Genomic DNA, 15,540 nt, shown 5'->3' on the forward strand with positions numbered 1-15,540 from the left:
GTACCCCTTGCGCGATCACCGTAGGGGCCGCCTCTCACCACCGACTCAACGCGCACCCGTGCGGCGTGAATTCGCCGTCCGGCGAGGGCGAGTCCAAGGCCCCGCCCTCTTTGCCGACGCGCCCCGCGGAGCGCGCGAATGCCCCGCGGGACGCCAACGGTGCGGCCGGTGATGAAGCGCTTCAGCAGGCCGCCCCGCAATCCCGCCACGCCGAAGGTGCGTTGACGGGCCGTCAGCCGCGTGCCTAACATTCCGACCGTCGGTATGTAAAAGGAGACCCGGATGACCACACGCACGTCCCCCCACGCGGATCCCCGCCATCCGCCCGGCCGCGAGGGCCGCGGCGGACTGGTCCTGCTTCTCGCCTGCGGCGGATCCTTCGTCTCGCTGCTCGACGTCACCATCGCCAACCTCGCCGTCCCCGACCTGCAACGGGACTTCGACGACGCCTCGGTGGCGGACCTGACCTGGGTCATGTCGCTGTACGCCATCGCGTTTGCGGCCCTTCTCGCGCCCGCGGGCCGACTCGCCGACGTCGTCGGGCGCCGCCGCCTGTACCGCGTCGGCATCACGGTCTTCACGGCCGCCTCCGCGGCCTGCGCGTTCGCGCCCAATCTCGCGACGCTGCTGGCCGCCCGCGCGGTGCAGGGCCTCGGTGCCGCCGCGCTGGTCCCGGCCTCGCTCGCGATCGTGCTCGCGCAAATCCCGCCCGCGCGCCGGGCGGCGGCCATCGGTGCGTGGTCCGCGTCCGCGTCCCTCGCGGCCGCGCTCGGCCCCAGCCTCGGCGGGGTGCTGGTCGACCTGTTCGGCTGGCGCTCGGTGTTCCTGATCACCGTGCCGATCGGGCTCGGCCTGATGTTCCTCACCCGCGTAGCCGGCGACACGCGCAGCGGCGAGCGCACCCCCGATCTGGTCGGCTCCGCGTTCCTGGCGGCCGGGATCGGCACACTCGTCCTCGGCGTCACACAGGGCTCGGCCTGGGGCTGGGGCGACGCACGGACCATCGGCTGCGTTGCCGGCGGGCTCCTCCTGATCGGCGCATCGGTCGCCCGCGCGGCGCGCCACCCGCGCCCCGGGATCGAGGTCGGACTCTGGCGCAGTCGGCCGTACGCGTACGCGAATGTCGTGTCGTTCCTCTTCGGCATGCTGCTCTACCCGTGGATGCTGCTCGGCGTCCTGTACCTGACGCAGATCTGGCAGTACTCCGAGCTCCGCGCCGGGTTCGCGATGACGCACGGCGCGGTCGTCTCCGCGGTCGCCGGGCTGCTGGTCGGGAAGTACGCCCGGCTGGTCAACCCCCGCATCGCGGTCATCGGCGGCTCGCTGGTGCTCGCGGGGACGGCGTTGTGGATCGGGCTCGCGGTGCCCGAGGAGCCGGCGTTCGCGGCGTTCTGGCTCCCGTCGGGGATCCTGCTCGGCATCGGCATCGGAGCGGTCAGCACCGGGGTGTCGAGTGCGGGCGCGCTGTCGGTGCCGCCGGTGAAGTTCGCCGGCGCGACCGGCCTGAACCTGACGGCCCGCCAGGTCGGCGGTGCCCTGGGCATTGCGGTCCTCGCCACCGTCCTCGAGCGCGAGGCGGGCAACGGCACCGACGGCTTCGCCCAACTCTTCTTCATGATCACCGGGTTGGCGGTGCTGACCGCCATCGCGGGACTCGGACTCGCCGCCCGCCCGCAGCCCGCCCCGGGGCCGCCGCCGCAGGCTGCCAGCACATCCGTCACATCCGCACGCGAGGAGATTCCGGCATGACCACGCTCCAGAACAACGTCTTCGACGCCGACGAGATGCGCGCGGGAGCGACGCGCGCGGAGACGGGCGGCGCGTACCGGCTCACGCCCGATGAGGAGGCGACGCTCCTGCGCGGAGCCCCGTGGCGCCGCATGGCCGTGATCGGGGACAGCATCGCGGAAGGCATCGGCGAACCCACCGAGGGATTCCCCGATCAGGGGTGGGCCGACTCGGTCGCCGACGCGCTCGACCGCGCCAACCCGGGCCTTGTCTACCTCAACCTCGGCAAGCGCGATCTGCGCGCCGACGCGATACGGGCCACCCAGCTCGAACCCGCGCTCGCGTTCGACCCGGACCTGGCCGTCGTGGTCGCCGGGGGCAACGACCTGCTGCGCGGCCGCTTCGACATCGAGCCGGTCGCCGCGCACATCGAGGCGATGGTGTCGGCCTTCGCCGCGACGGGCGCGGACGTGGTGACGCTGGGGCTGTACGACTGCACCGGGAGCCCGTACATCCCCGACGAGTTCCGCGGTCCGATGGCCGAGCGCATCCGTGAACTGAACGACCGCACCTGGGAGATCGCCCGCGCCCATGGGGCGGTCCACATCGACTGCACCAACCACCCCGGCTCCAAGGACCCCGCCATCTACGGGAGCGACGGACTGCACGGGAACCGCCGCGGACACTCGTTCACGGCAGGTGTCGCACTGCGGGCGATCGGCGCCCGGCTCGGCAACAGGTTGTGAGCGCACAACCGAAGTGACGGGACCGCCGGGGCCGCCACCGCGGCTCTGGGGTGGAAGGCGGGTGTGGGGTTGAATAGTCCGATGGCCACGACGACGCGCCCCCGCACCCGCCGGACGCAGCAGGAACGCTCCGGCACCACCACCGCCGAGCTGCTCGCGGCAGCCCGCGCGCTGTTCGCGGCGGACGGGTACGCGGCGACTTCGCTGGACGCCGTGTGCGAACGCGCGGGAGTCAGCAAGGGTGCGCTGTACCACCACTTCCGCAACAAGGAAGCGCTGTTCCACGCGGTCTACGCGGCGGAGGAGGCCAAGATCGCCGAGGCGGTGGCCACGGCGTACCTGAAGGTCCACGAGCGGGACCGCTGGGACGCGGTGTTCGAGGGCTGCAAGGCGTACCTCGTGATGTGCCTCGATCCGGGGGTGCAGCGCATCACCCTCCGGGACGCGCCGGGCGCGCTCGGCGTCGAGGCGGTCGACGAGGTCATCGAGCTGTGCGTCAGGCAGATGCGGACCGGTGTCTCGCGGGCCATCGACGCCGGACGGATTGCGCCCAGGCCGGTGGAACCCCTCGCCCGCATGCTGTTCGGCGGGCTGAGCGAGGCGGCCCGTACGATCGGCCGCGCCGAGGACCCCAAGCGGGCGCAGCGTGAAGCGCTGGCCGAACTGCGCAGGATCTTCGACGCGCTTGCCGAGGAGCCGAACGGGCCGGGGGACGGGCGCACGGACGGGGCATAGGCGGTCGCGGAGCGGCGGTCGCGGAACCAAGGGCGGCGGAAGACCGGGGCGGGTGCGGTACGCCGCCCGTCGTCGCGCGTCGCCGTGGCCGCCGGCGCGCACCGGCCCTGTCGGTTGCACCGCAGGACGGCGGCCAGGTAGACACAGGGGGTCAAGTGTCGACCGTCGCGTCCGCCCTGGCGGAGCGCGCACCCGTTCAAGAGGGACACCAACGCATGGCGATGTTCCGCCGCAACCGGCCTGGCGCCGGTCAGCAGCCCGGCCCCTACGGTCAGCCCGCCGCCGGGCAACCGATGCCGGGCGGGCCGGGCGCTCCCGGCGGAAGTCAGGGCGGGGTCCAGGGCGGGGCACCCGACTACCGGCAGATGCTGACGGGAGCCCCCGTCGAGCGCATCCGCCAGGACCTGCGGCTGAGCGTCACCCGGGTCGGGCCGCACCTCGCGCCGCCGGCCATCGCCTGGCCCCTGACCGACGAACTCGCGGCCATCGCGTGCGTCAAGCTGCCCGACGGTGCCATCGCCCCCGCCGAGGTGCCGATGGCACAGGCGTGGGGGATGGAATCCGAGGACGTATGGCTCCAGTCGGCGACCAACCTGCGGGCCGAGCACTTCTCGCGCAGCGAGTTCGACACCGCCTCCGGCGTTCCGATGACGATGTTCACCGGACAGGCGTGGCCCGGGTCCGCACAGCTGACCCGGCTGGGTGAAGCGCTCGGCGAGGACCTGCCGGCCGGCGCGCTCGTCACCCTGCCCGACGACAACACGCTGCTGGCGATTCCGATCCACAACCCCCGGGTGATCGACATGGTCGGGCACATGTTCGGGACCGGACACGAACTGACGCGCGGGCAGCACCCGATGAGCGTTCGGCCGCTGTGGTGGCACGACGGCGTGATCGAACCCCTCGACGTGCAGTGGCACGGCCAGGTCGGACAGGTGTCGGGCTCGCCGCGGTTCAGCCAGGTGATGGCGGCGGTGCCGCAGCGGTGAACGGTCCGCTCGGGGCCGGCCGTACGGTCGCGGTTCAGTCGCCCGGGGGCTTCGACTGCGCGAGACGACGAGCGCGCCGGGTCAGGTAGGTGCGTTCGGGGGCGCTGGCGGTGAGCTTCGCCGCCTCCTCGTACGCCGCTCGCGCGGCGTCCCGGTGGCCGGTCTCCTCCAACAGGTGCGCCCGGACGGCGGCGACGCGGTGATGTCCGCGGAGCGCGGTGTCCGCCAATTGATCGAGGACATCGAGGCCGGTTTGCGCACCGTGCACGCGCGCGACGGCGACGACTCGGTTGAGGGCCACCATCGGGCCGGGGGCCACCTGTTCGAGCAGGTCGTACAGCGCGAGGATCTGCGGCCAGTCGGTCGCGCCGTCGGACGGCGCCTCGTCGTGCACGGCGGCGATGGCCGCCTGCAGCTGGTACGGCCCGACCTCGCCCGCGCCCAGTGCCTCCCCGACCAGGGCGACGCCTTCGGTGACGAAGTCCGCGTTCCAGACGGACCGGTCCTGCTCGGCGAGCGGTACCAGTTCGCCGTCCGGCCCGGTGCGAGCAGCGCGCCGGGCATCGGTGAGCAGCATCAGCGCCAGCAGGCCCGCGGTCTCGGCGTCGTCGGGCAGCAGGCGGCGCACCTCGCGGGTGAGCCGGACGGCCTCGGCGGTCAGGTCGGTGCGTACCAGGTCGGGACCTGAGGACGCGGTGTAGCCCTCGTTGAAGACGAGGTAGAGGACGTGCTGCACCACGCGCGTACGTTCGTCGCGCTCCGACCGCGGCGGCATCTCGAAGCGGGCGCCGGCCTTCTTCACGGTCTGCTTCGCGCGGCTGATGCGCTGCGCCATCGTCGCTTCCGGTACCAGGAACGCCCGCGCGATCTCGGCCGTGGTGAGACCGCCGACCGCGCGCAGGGTCAGGGCCGCCTGGGACGGTGCGGACAGGGCGGGGTGGCAGCACAGGTAGAGCAGGGTCAAGGTGTCGTCGTGCTCGGCGGGTTGCTCCGCGTCCGCGGGTGCGGCGTGCCACGCGCCGGTCGGGATCAGGGCGAACGCCGTCTCCTCGCGGCGTGCCCGGGACTCCTCGCTGCGCAGCCGGTCGGTCAGCCGCCGCGACGCGACGGTGACGAGCCAGCCGCGGGGGTTGTCCGGTATGCCGTCGGCGGGCCACTGCCGCGTCGCCGCGAGCAGTGCTTCTTGGACGGCGTCCTCGGCAAGGTCGAAGTGGCCGTAACGGCGTACCAGGGCACCCAGGACTTGGGGGGCCAGTTGCCGGAGGAGTGATTCGTGGTCGGGGGAGAGGGCAGGGGTGACGAGTTCGTCGTCAGGGTTGCCTGTGCTGCGGGTGTTGTCCGCATCGTCGGGGTTGTTCGGGGCGTCCACCACCCGATCATCGTGCACCACGCGTGTGGGCGGGGATGGGGAAAGGCGTCGCGGTCGTGTGCTGTGGTGCGGAGACCGGCGTTCCGGCGGAGGTAAGGCGCCGTCCGGCGCACGTGGCCCACTCCACGTGCGCCGGACGGGCGATCGGGGGGTCAGGACGTCGCCAAGGCCTCTGTGGGGGTGAGCCTTGCGGCCCGGGATGCCGGGTAGAGGCCTGCGATTGCGCCCACTGCCGCGGATGCGGCCACCGCGCCGGCGAGGGCCATGAGGGGGATCTCGAAGGGCCAGTCCTTGACGGCGGCGTAGCCGTACGTCGCCGCACCTCCGAGCAGGGCGCCCGCCACGCCGCCCAGGCCGGCCAGGGTTACCGCCTCGGTCAGGAACTGGGTGCGGATCTGGCCCCGGTGCGCGCCCAGGGCGCGGCGTAGGCCGATCTCCTGGCGGCGTTCGAGTACGGCGATGACCATGGTGTTGGCCACGCCCACGCCGCCGACCAGGAGTGCCACGGCGCCGAGGCCCAGCAGCAGTGCGTTGAAGGTGTCCTTCGCGGCGAGTTGCGCGGCGAGCGCGTCCGACGGGCGCGAGACCTTGACCTCGTTGGGGTTCTTCGGGTTCACGGTCGGCGCCAGCACGTCGCGGACCGACTCGACGCCCGACGCCGCGGTGCGGGTGTAGACGGTCGTCGGGCTGCCGTCGAAGCCCAGGTACTCGGTCGCGGCGTGCCAGCCGACCAGTGCCGAGGTGTCCAGTTCCGGTGCGAGCGGCACGGGTTCGAGCAGTCCGATGACGGTGAACCACTGGCCGCCGAGCCACACTTGGCCGCCGGGTGCGTCGATGCCGAGGCGCTCCGCGGCCTTGGAGCCGAGGACGACCGTGGGGTAGCGCTCGGTCGCCGGGTCCAGGAAGCGTCCCGCACGCAGCTTCGCGCCGATGGTGTCGAGCAGGTCCAGACGGGCGGCCTGGACCTCGATTCCTCCGGTGATGCCTTCGCCGATGCGGTCGTTGCGGCGTACGGTTCCCCGGGTCTTGCCGGTCGCGGTCGCCGACTCCACGGGGCCGATGCGCTCCACCATGGCGTCCGCATCGGACGGCAGCGGACTCTGGTCGCCGGTGAAGCTCGTACCGGGCCCGACGGTCAGGAGGTTGGTGCCGAGCTTGGCGATCTGCTCGTTGAGTCGTGCCTCGCTCGACGTGCCGATGCCGACGACCGCGACCATCGCGGCGACGCCAATGGCGATGCCGAGCGCGGACAGCACCGCGCGCAGCTTGCGCCCGCGCAGCCCGGACAGGCCGACCGCGATGACGTCGCGCGGCCGCAGGCGCGCCGGCGTCGGCAGTTTCTCGCGTGCGGTGGTCGCGGTGGGCGGCGGGGGGGTGAGGCGGGGTTTCGTACGCAGGTTCATGCGGCCGTCCCCGCCATGCTGTCGTGCCGGATCCGCCCGTCCAGGATGCTCACCCGGCGTGGCAGCGACCCGGCCAGTTGCGGGTCGTGGGTGATCACCGCGATGGTGGTGCCCTGCGCGTTCAGGTCGCGCAGCAGTTGCACGACGGCCGCGCCGGAGGCCGAGTCGAGAGCGCCCGTGGGCTCGTCCGCGAGGACGATGCGCGGCCGCGACACGACGGCGCGCGCGATGGCCGTACGCTGCCGCTCGCCGCCGGACAGTTCGTGCGGCCGGTGATCGAGGCGCTTCCCGAGGCCGACGCGTTCGAGGGCGTCCGCCGCGCGGTCGCGCCGCCGGGAGTGGCCGATGCCGTGGTACAGCAGGCCGTTCGCGACGTTGTCCAGCGCGGTCAGGTGGGGCGAGAGGAAGAACTGCTGGAACACGAAGCCGATCCAGCGCGCCCGCACGGCCGACAGACGTCGGTCCGACAGCGCCGCGACGTCGTGGCCCAGCACCTCGACGTGTCCCGAGGACGGCCGGTCGAGCGTGCCCATCAGGTTGAGCAGCGTCGACTTGCCGGAGCCGGACGGCCCGACGATCGCCACGAGTTCGCCCTCGCGGATGGTGAGCGAGGCCCGGTCGAGTGCGGTGAGGCCCCCGGGGTACGTCTTCGACGCGTCGTGCAGTGCGATCACGTCGGCCCCGCGGTCGTCGGCCGTGCGGTCGTCCGCCGGGGGTGTCGGCCCGGGCACGGCGGGCCCACCCTGGGGGAACCACGCCTCGAGCGCCCCGCCGTCCGGGTGATGCGGGGGTACGCCGGAGGCGCTGCCGTGCGTCATGACGGCACCCGCACGTTCTGCCCCGCCGCCAGGCCCTCGCCGGTGATCTCCACCCGGCCGTTCGCGAACAGCCCCGGCTGCACGCCGACCAGTTTTCGGGTGCCGGCGGCCGCGTCGACGACCTCGACCGCGTACCCGCCTTCGGCCAGCGCGACCAGCGCGTTGACCGGCACCGACAGCACGCCCTTGCGGCTCTGGCTGGTGAACCCGACGCTCACCGGCGCGCCGTCGAGGGCACCGGCTTCCTCGGGCTTGTCGAGGGTCACCGTCACCGGGACCGTCGCCTTGCCGCCGCCCTGGCCCGGCATGCCGCCGTTCTGCTCCTCCTTGGAGGCGACCGTGCCGATTTCGGAGATCGTTCCCGTGGTGGTCTTGCCGTCCGGCAGTTGCACGGTCACCTTGTCGCCCTTGCGTGCGATGTTCTGCTGGTCCACCGGCAGCTTCACGTCCACCAGGCGCCCGGTCCCGGAGACCGCGGCGACTTCGCCCTGGGCGGGTGCGCCGATCGACGCCTTCACCGCGGTGACGCGTACCGCGCCCGGCTGCACGGCGACGGCGGACGGGTCGACCCGGCCGGTCTGCGGCAGCCCGAGCGACTTCTGCCAGCGCTTGACCGCCGCGGCCGTGCCGTCGGTGAACTTCTCGTCCACGCTGAGGTCGGAGCCGAAGCCGAGCGCGGCGAGGTTCCGCTCCAGCAACTGCACGTCGGGGCCGTTCGAGACGCCCTTGGCCAGCGCGCGCCACAGCGGCGACGAGCCGTAGAAGAGCGGTACGCGGCGGCCGTTGACCTCGTACATCGTCTCGCCCTGCTTGACGACGTCGCCGACCCTGGGCAGCGCGCTGAAGATCTGCTGGCCGGCGTACTGCTCGTCTTCCTTCTTCTGCTCCTTGTCCACCTGCTTGGTCGGCGGCTGCGACGGGGGTTGGCTGGGCGTAGTGCTCTGCGGAGGATTCTGCGGCGAGTTCTGTGGGCCGGACGACGGGCCGCCCCCGGGCGGAGGCGTGTTGCCGCCCGAGCCGCCCGAGCCGCCCGAGCCGCCGTTTCCGCCGGAGCCGCCCTGGTCGTTGCCCGGGTCGCGCGACTGGGCGAACACCGAGCCGGAGCCGCCGTAGCCGAGCGTGCCGTCGACCTCGGCGTTCACCGTCAGATCGCCCTTGACGATCGGTGTCGTGGCACCCGGGCTCTGCGTCTGGCTCGCGGCCTTGTCGGTGTCGTCGCCGGGGGAGAAGACCACCGCGCCGCCCACGCCGAGTGCCACGACTGCCGCGACACCCGCGACCGCGAAGGTACGCGTACGCGTGCGGTTGCGCGGCCGCCGTCCTCTCGCTTCCGCGAACTCCTGTGCCGTGCCCGGCTCTTCGGGACTTCCGCCGAATCCGTCGTCGGGAAGGTGGTTCATGCCGGGCCCCGTCACTTGGTCACGGTCATCGCGCCCATGCCGCCCTTTTGGCCGCACGCCTTCATCGCCTCGTCGGCCTTGGCCTGGTCGGAGCCCAGGTCGAGGGCCATGCGGCCGTCCGGGTCCGGGTCGGGCACGTTGAGGCCGTGCTCGCGCAGGCACTGAGCCATCTTGAGGTTGGACTCGCGCATCTCGGCTTTCTGCTTCTCGGTGATCTCACCACCGTTGGGAAGCCACTTGCGACACGCGTTGGAGGCGGTCTCCATCTTGGCCGCCTCGGGGCCGCCGTCGGCCGGTATCGCCTGGGCCATCATGCTGCCGTCGGCGTTCGGGTCCGGCATGTCGACACCGTTGTCGCGCATGCACTGGGCGTACTTCACCATGTCGCCCTTCTCGCCCGCGGCGGCCTCGGGCGGCGCGCCGGCGTTCTTGTCCTTGTCGCCCAGCGACGCGACGTCGCCGTCCTTGTCGGAACCGCCGTCCTTGGCGCAGGCGGACAGGGTGAGCACGCAGGCGAACGCGACGGCTGCCGTACCGGTCACGGCCCGGTGCAGGCGCCCGCGGTGGAGCGTGGGGAGGTTCCGCATCACAAGGTCCCTTCGCGGTGGGGCGGCCCGCTGCCGCCCGGCGTCGTCCAGTTCTAGGCAGGCGGCGGTTCGGTGCAGGTTCGCGCGCCGCTAACCGCGTCCTAACCGGCCGCGCCGGAGTCTTGGGCAGGTCGTCGCGCGGGGCCGGTGCCCGGGCGGGTCGCGGTGCCGTCGCGCCGGGATCCGCTGGGATCATGAAGATCCCGGTCATGTGCGGAGACAAGGGAACAAAAATCAGCAAAACGGCACAGCGGAAGTACGCCGGAGAAGAGGTCGAGGACGCGATGAAGGTGCTCATCGTCGAGGACGAGGAAGAAATGGCCGACCTGCTCGCCGAGGGGCTGCGGGGCCAGGGCTTCTCCGTCGACGTCGCACGGGACGGCGCGCGGGCGCTGGAGTGCGCCGCCGCGTCGGCGTACGACGTGGTGGTCCTCGACCGCGACCTGCCGGTCCTGCACGGCGACGCCGTCTGCCGCACCCTCGTCGCGACGCGGAACGGCGCCCGCATCCTCATGCTCACCGCATCCGGTTCGGTGGCGGACCGCGTCGGCGGGCTGAACCTGGGCGCCGACGACTACCTCGCCAAGCCTTTCGCGTACACCGAACTCGTCGCCCGCGTCCACGCCCTCGCCCGGCGCGGTGGCGGACCGGCCGTGGGCTCGGTCCTCGAACGCCACGGCGTCGTCCTGGACCGGCAGCGCCACCTCGCCGAACGCGACGGCCGCCTGCTGCGGCTCAGCCCGAAGGAAATGATGATCCTGGAACTGCTCCTGGCGGCCGACGGCGGTGTGGTGACCCACACCGAACTCCTCGACGAGGCATGGGAGGAGGCCGTCGACCCGCGCAGCTCGGTGGTCAAGGTCGCCATGCACGGCCTCCGCCGCAAGCTCGGCGAGCCGCCGCTGATCGAGGCCGTTCCCGGGATCGGATACCGGCTGTGACGCGGCACGAGGCCGACGACCCGCGGTCGTGGGACCCCGGACACGACGAGACGGCAGGCGACGAGGCAGGGCACGACGAGGCAGCGCACGACGAGGCAGCGCACCACGAGGCGGTGGACGGCCCGGAGGAGTGGGAAGACCACGGCCCCGGCCGCGGCCTGCGCATCCGCACGCGCCTGACGATGATGTACAGCCTGGTCTTCCTCGCGGGCGGCGCGGTGCTCCTGTTCGTGCAGTACCTGGCGGTGAACCGCATCCTCGGGGACAAGAGCGCGGCGGTCACGACCGCGCCGTACGCCGTGTTCCCCGCAGACACCATCCTCCAGCCCGTGGTGCCGCCCGGTGCCGAAGCCGTGCCCGCGTCCCCGGCGGCGCCGGGCGTGGTGCCCGCCTCGCCTATCCCCGGGGCGGACGTCGACGCGGGCAAGACAAGTACGGTCGCGCTGAGGCGGGCCGCCGAAGACGGCTTCGTCAGCTTCAAGACCCTGGTGCTCAACGCCCTGGTCGGCCAGTCCCTCCTGGCGCTCGCCGTGCTCGTGCTGATCGCGGCCGCGCTGGGCTGGTGGATGGCCGGACGCTCGCTCGTCCGCCTGCACACCGTGACCGCCGCCGCGCGCCGCATCTCCGAGCGCAACCTCGACGACCGCCTGGCGCTCCACGGTCCCGAGGACGAGATCAAGGAACTCGCCGACACGTTCGACGCCATGCTCGGCCGGCTCGACCGGGCCTTCGCCGCCAACCGGCGCTTCGCCGCCAACGCGTCGCACGAACTGCGCACTCCGCTCGCCCTCCAGCGCGCGTCCCTGGAGATCCCGTTGGCCGAAGGACGCGTACCCGACGATCTGCGGCCGTCGATCGAGCGTTCGCTGCGTGCGACCGCCCGCAGCGAACGCCTCGTCGGCAGCCTCCTCCTGCTCGCGAAAGGCCAGCAGGGGCCCGAGAGATACACCGAGACCGACCTCGCGTCGCTGGCGGGCGAGGCCGTCGACATGTACCGGGCCGAGGCCGCGGCGGCGGGCGTCGTCATCACCACCGACCTCGGCCGCGCCCCCACCTCCGGCGACCCGGTGCTGCTGGAACAGGTGGCGGCGAACCTCGTGCAGAACGCCGTACGCCACAACAAGCGCGACGGCCAGGGCCGAGGCCGCATCCAGGTCACCACCGGACGGGCCGGCGAGGAAGCCGAACTCCGGGTGGTCAACTCGGGCCCTGGTGTCGACCCCGCCGACGTCGAGGAACTGTTCGAGCCCTTCCACCGGGGCACCGCCGCCCGCCTCGCGGGCACGAAGGCCGGAACCGGACTGGGCCTGTCGATCGTGCGCGCGGTCGTCGACTCACACGGCGGCAACGTCGCGGCCGAGGCGCGTACCGAAGGGGGCCTCGCGGTGACGGTACGCCTGCCCATGGCGTGACGCTTGCCTGAGTGCCTGAGTGCCTGAGTGCCTGAGCCGGCGACCCGTGGCCCGCGAACTGGCCTGTGCGCGCTACTCCGGTTGCCAGTGCACGCGGTAGCGGTGGTGCTCCCGGGTGATGCGCCAGCTGAAGCCCCGGGACGGTGGCGCCGGGATGGTGGCGTCCGGCGGATACGCGGTCACCGTCAGGCGCGAGGGGTCCACCGGCGGAGCGTCCTCGACACGCTGGCGCAGCACGTCGGCGGCGTTGCCGTCGCCGTACCCGATGACGCGCCCGTCGTGGACCACCGCCAGCCCCGCACCGTCAGGACCGTCGGCGTCGAAGAGCCCCCACGCGACGTGGCCGCCGTGCCGTCCGGTGATCAGCAGCGTGCGCGGGTCCGAGAGGCTGAGCCCCCACCAGCGCCGCTCCGACAAGCGCGGCGCCGTGCCCAGGTCCGTCCCGCCCGTGTCGGTGAGAGTGCGCACCATCTCGAGCTGCTTCGTGGACAACCCTTCGCCGATCACGGCCAGCCCCTGACCGAGCGCGCGGCTGTGCGGATCGGCGGCGTGGGGGCCGCGCAGTTGCAGGAACCCGCATTGCTCCACCGACGTACTGTGCAGCAGCGCTCCCTCCCGGCGCATGGCCAGCGACAGTTCGAGGCCCGGCCGCAGCCACAGGGGGGCGACCAGCACGCCGCCGTCCGCAAGTTGGGTCCGCCACGCGGGCGGCAGGTCGTCGACGCCGACGGTGGATTCGAGGCGGTCGTACGGCGCGGCGTCCGGTACGCCGAGCCAGCCGTCGCCGCGGCGCAGGTCCAGCGGCGTACCCTCGCCCGGCGCCAGGTCCGTCAGGCGGGCGGCGGCGGACGCCAGCAGGCTGTCGTCGACCTCGATGCTGGTGACGCTGCCGCGCGGTCCGGTGAGTTCGGCCAAAAGCGCGGTGTTGTAGCCGCTGCCGGTGCCGATCTCGAGGATGCGCTGGCCCGCCCGCACGTCGAGCTGTTCGAGCATCAGGGCGACTATCGCGGGCTGGCTGACCGTGCTGATCGGCGACCCGGTGGAATCCGTGGCGAGGACGACCACCCGATCGGCGTAGGCCTCGCGCAGATCGGTGCCCGGGGGAGTGAAGAGCTCACGGGGGACGGCGTCCATGGCGCGCTCGACGTCGGGGGAGCGCAGTTGTCCGGAGGAGCGCAACCCGTCGAGCAGTCTTCGGCGCAGCCGCGCGGCGGTGTCGTCGCGCGGCTGTACGCGTGCGGGGTCGTGCTCCTCACCGGATTCCACACCGGAGTTGTACCCGCTATGGGAGACACGAGCCAGCGGGCGGGCACGTACCGGCCACAGTTGTCGGGGCGCGGGCGGCGCGCTTGGCGGCGCGTATGGGGGCGCGCGTCGAGGGAGTGCGGCCGGGACTCCTCCCCCACGTCAGAGGCGGCGCAGCAGCGCGGCCTTGGCCGCCGCGAACTCGGCGTCGTCGAGGATGCCGTCACGGTGCAGGTCGCCCAGTTCGCGCAGGCGGCGCAGGACGACGTCCGGGTCGGCGTCGGCCTGCGCGGGGGACGCGGACGACGCGCCCGATCCCAGCTGGGGTGCGGCGACCGGGCCCGGGACCGCAGTCTGGCCCGGGGTCTGCGCCGGAGCCGGGGCCGGGGTCGGGGCCGCGTACGGGTGCGGCAGCCGGGCGACGACGGCGGCGGCCAGGACGGCGCTGGTGCCGCTCTCCTTCTTGGTGCCCCAGAGCAGCAGGCACGTCGGGTCGTGCTTGGGCTGCGAGCTGCCCGGCGGCGGGTTCGCGACGCGGAAGCGCAGATGGCCCGAGTCGAGGCCGACGGCGGGGTGCCACTCCACCGCCACGATCTCGGACAGCGGGATGCGCTGCGTACCGGTGGCGCGCTTGCGCTCCTCGGCGATCCAGTTCCACTCCAGGCGGACCGTGTCGCCGTCGAACGCGACGCTGCCGTCCTGGCCGTTCGCGCCCAGCGGCACCTGCGCGGCGGGCAGAAGATAGCGGTCGAGCGGGGTGTCGGGCACGGATTCGACGGTCAGCGCGTCGCGTACCTCGTCGGCGAAGTACTCGGCGGCACCGGCCCGGTCGTTCTCGACGGCGAGCTGGTACGGGTCCGCGTCGTCCGAGATCCGGCCGCCGCACACCTGGAGGAACGGGTCCGCGCCCTCACGCAGTCGCATGCGCAACCGCCCGCCCTTGCGCCCGGGTTCGAACGCGATCCCGGCAACGGCCGCCAGCGGTACGGCGATCTCGCCCACCACCTGGCGCAACCGGTGCACGCCCCGGTCCCGGCCGGGGACGATGCGCACCGTCTCCCCGTCGAACGTCCACGTACCGTCCTTCGCCCTCAGCTCAGCCACGCGGACGATCCTACGGCGAGCGCCGGCGCCGCCCGGGGCCCTCGCGGCAGGGCCTCCGCGGTCAGGCGCGGCGCAGCGGGTTCCGGGGCAACCTGGCGCGCCGGTACGCCTCCGCCTCGCCGGTCGGCACGGTCGCGTCGGCGGGGTCGCCGACCTCCACCAGGCACACGCCCGATGTCGACGCCCCGGCGCGCGGCCCGGTCGGCCCGGTCGGCCCGAACGCCACGTCGGCGTCGGCCCGGCCGATTCCGTCGAGCGCGCGGGCGAAGTCGCCTTCCAGCGCGCCCGCGACCGCCCCGCCGCGCTCCGGCCAGGCCGCGTCCGATGCCCCGGTCCGCAGCAGGAACCGGTCGCCCGGCGACGTCCGCACGGGCAGGGCCGGGACCCGCAGCGACTCGGGGTTCAGCACGCCGATCGGCGGCTGCCCGAGCGGCTCGTCGACCGCCCGGGCCAGGCCGCCGCTCACGTGCACCGGAGCCGGCCCGCCCCGGTTGACCACCGCCACGAGCCCGTCGGGGCGGTGCTCCAGCAGCACGACGCGGGCCAGTTCCTCGGCCCCGCTGCGTTCGTCGCGCAGGTTCAGGTCCATGTGGTAGGCGACGCGCGCCAGATCCGGTTCGTGGTCGGCGCCCGCCCGGAACGCGTCGAGCAGCCGTGCCGCGACGGCGAGCCCCCGGGCGCCGGCTGCGGCGACGTCGCCGAACAGCACGCGCGTACCGAAAGCGGTCGCCGCCGCCCCGTAGACGAGGCGCGGTGCCGTGGGGTCCTCACGCGGAGGCATGCGCGCGGCCAGCCGCAGGCTGCCCGTCTCGGCGGTCGTGGTCCCGATCAGTCCGCTGCCGGGCGTGACCGTCCCGAGCAACTGGTCGGGGGCGTCGAGCAGGGCGAGCATGGGCGGCACCTTTCGTCGAACGGCTGACACCGTTGGCCGGGGCGCGACGGTCGCACCCCCGGCACAACTCGACAGGGCGGTCTTCCTGCGATCCGCCCTGTTCAGTAGGCCTTCCCAGTACTTCTAAAAGCCATATAAGGGAGCAATCCGCTCGCACGTCACTACGCTGCG

Annotated in this window: 14 protein-coding genes; 6 read left to right on the plus strand and 8 right to left on the minus strand. The window is 73.2% G+C overall.

Features of this window, described 5'->3' with window-relative positions; all coding sequences use genetic code 11:
- Window positions 1-282 precede the first annotated feature (282 nt).
- The 4 genes from ACWD12_RS13095 (at window position 283) to ACWD12_RS13110 (ending at window position 4,198) form a co-directional block, all read left to right on the plus strand.
- Window positions 283-1,749, plus strand: a complete 1,467-nt coding sequence (locus ACWD12_RS13095) for an MFS transporter (protein WP_450099605.1) — start codon at window positions 283-285, stop codon at window positions 1,747-1,749.
- Window positions 1,746-2,474: an SGNH/GDSL hydrolase family protein gene (locus ACWD12_RS13100; protein ID WP_450099606.1), complete on the plus strand. Its 729-nt coding sequence runs from the start codon at window positions 1,746-1,748 to the stop codon at window positions 2,472-2,474. The genes ACWD12_RS13095 and ACWD12_RS13100 overlap by 4 nt, the downstream gene beginning before the upstream one ends.
- 81 nt (window positions 2,475-2,555) lie before the next feature.
- On the plus strand, window positions 2,556-3,209 hold the full coding sequence (locus ACWD12_RS13105; protein WP_450099607.1) for a helix-turn-helix domain-containing protein: 654 nt from the start codon (window positions 2,556-2,558) through the stop codon (window positions 3,207-3,209).
- 215 nt (window positions 3,210-3,424) lie between these two features.
- Window positions 3,425-4,198 carry a hypothetical protein gene (locus ACWD12_RS13110; protein ID WP_450099608.1) on the plus strand — a complete coding sequence of 258 codons (774 nt, stop codon included), beginning with the start codon at window positions 3,425-3,427 and terminating at the stop codon, window positions 4,196-4,198.
- 34 nt (window positions 4,199-4,232) lie between these two features.
- Here the strand turns inward: ACWD12_RS13110 and ACWD12_RS13115 are convergent, their stop codons facing one another.
- The 5 genes from ACWD12_RS13115 to ACWD12_RS13135 form a co-directional block, all read right to left on the minus strand.
- Window positions 4,233-5,453, minus strand: coding sequence for an RNA polymerase sigma factor (locus ACWD12_RS13115; protein WP_450099651.1), 1,221 nt, complete (start codon window positions 5,451-5,453; stop codon window positions 4,233-4,235).
- A gap of 266 nt (window positions 5,454-5,719) precedes the next feature.
- Window positions 5,720-6,970, minus strand: coding sequence for an ABC transporter permease (locus tag ACWD12_RS13120; RefSeq protein ID WP_450099609.1), 1,251 nt, complete (start codon window positions 6,968-6,970; stop codon window positions 5,720-5,722).
- Window positions 6,967-7,788 (minus strand): ABC transporter ATP-binding protein, encoded by an 822-nt coding sequence (locus tag ACWD12_RS13125; RefSeq protein ID WP_450099610.1) that lies wholly within the window; start codon window positions 7,786-7,788, stop codon window positions 6,967-6,969. Before ACWD12_RS13125 ends, ACWD12_RS13120 begins: the two co-directional genes overlap by 4 nt.
- Window positions 7,785-9,188: a peptidoglycan-binding protein gene (locus ACWD12_RS13130; RefSeq protein ID WP_450099611.1), complete on the minus strand. Its 1,404-nt coding sequence runs from the start codon at window positions 9,186-9,188 to the stop codon at window positions 7,785-7,787. The genes ACWD12_RS13125 and ACWD12_RS13130 overlap by 4 nt, the downstream gene beginning before the upstream one ends.
- Window positions 9,189-9,199: 11 nt before the next feature.
- A complete protein-coding gene (locus ACWD12_RS13135; RefSeq protein ID WP_450099612.1) occupies window positions 9,200-9,775 on the minus strand; it encodes a hypothetical protein in 576 nt (191 codons plus the stop codon).
- Window positions 9,776-10,059: 284 nt separating this feature from the next.
- Here ACWD12_RS13135 and ACWD12_RS13140 point away from each other — a divergent pair, with 284 nt between their 5' ends.
- Both ACWD12_RS13140 and ACWD12_RS13145 read left to right on the plus strand, forming a co-directional pair.
- Complete coding sequence (locus ACWD12_RS13140) at window positions 10,060-10,716, plus strand: response regulator transcription factor (protein WP_358359725.1); 657 nt, start codon at window positions 10,060-10,062, stop codon at window positions 10,714-10,716.
- Window positions 10,713-12,128, plus strand: a complete 1,416-nt coding sequence (locus tag ACWD12_RS13145) for a HAMP domain-containing sensor histidine kinase (RefSeq protein ID WP_450099613.1) — start codon at window positions 10,713-10,715, stop codon at window positions 12,126-12,128. Before ACWD12_RS13140 ends, ACWD12_RS13145 begins: the two co-directional genes overlap by 4 nt.
- A gap of 72 nt (window positions 12,129-12,200) precedes the next feature.
- On the opposite strand, the gene ACWD12_RS13150 is transcribed toward ACWD12_RS13145, so the two are convergent.
- The 3 genes from ACWD12_RS13150 to ACWD12_RS13160 form a co-directional block, all read right to left on the minus strand.
- Entirely contained in the window at window positions 12,201-13,394 is a 1,194-nt protein-coding gene (locus ACWD12_RS13150) for an rRNA adenine N-6-methyltransferase family protein (protein WP_450099614.1), read from the minus strand.
- 141 nt (window positions 13,395-13,535) lie between these two features.
- Window positions 13,536-14,477 (minus strand): DUF4429 domain-containing protein, encoded by a 942-nt coding sequence (locus tag ACWD12_RS13155; protein WP_450099615.1) that lies wholly within the window; start codon window positions 14,475-14,477, stop codon window positions 13,536-13,538.
- Window positions 14,478-14,538: 61 nt separating this feature from the next.
- Window positions 14,539-15,369 (minus strand): SpoIIE family protein phosphatase, encoded by an 831-nt coding sequence (locus tag ACWD12_RS13160; protein ID WP_450099616.1) that lies wholly within the window; start codon window positions 15,367-15,369, stop codon window positions 14,539-14,541.
- Window positions 15,370-15,540 lie beyond the last annotated feature (171 nt).

The sequence above is a fragment of the Streptodolium elevatio genome (genome assembly GCF_053592165.1).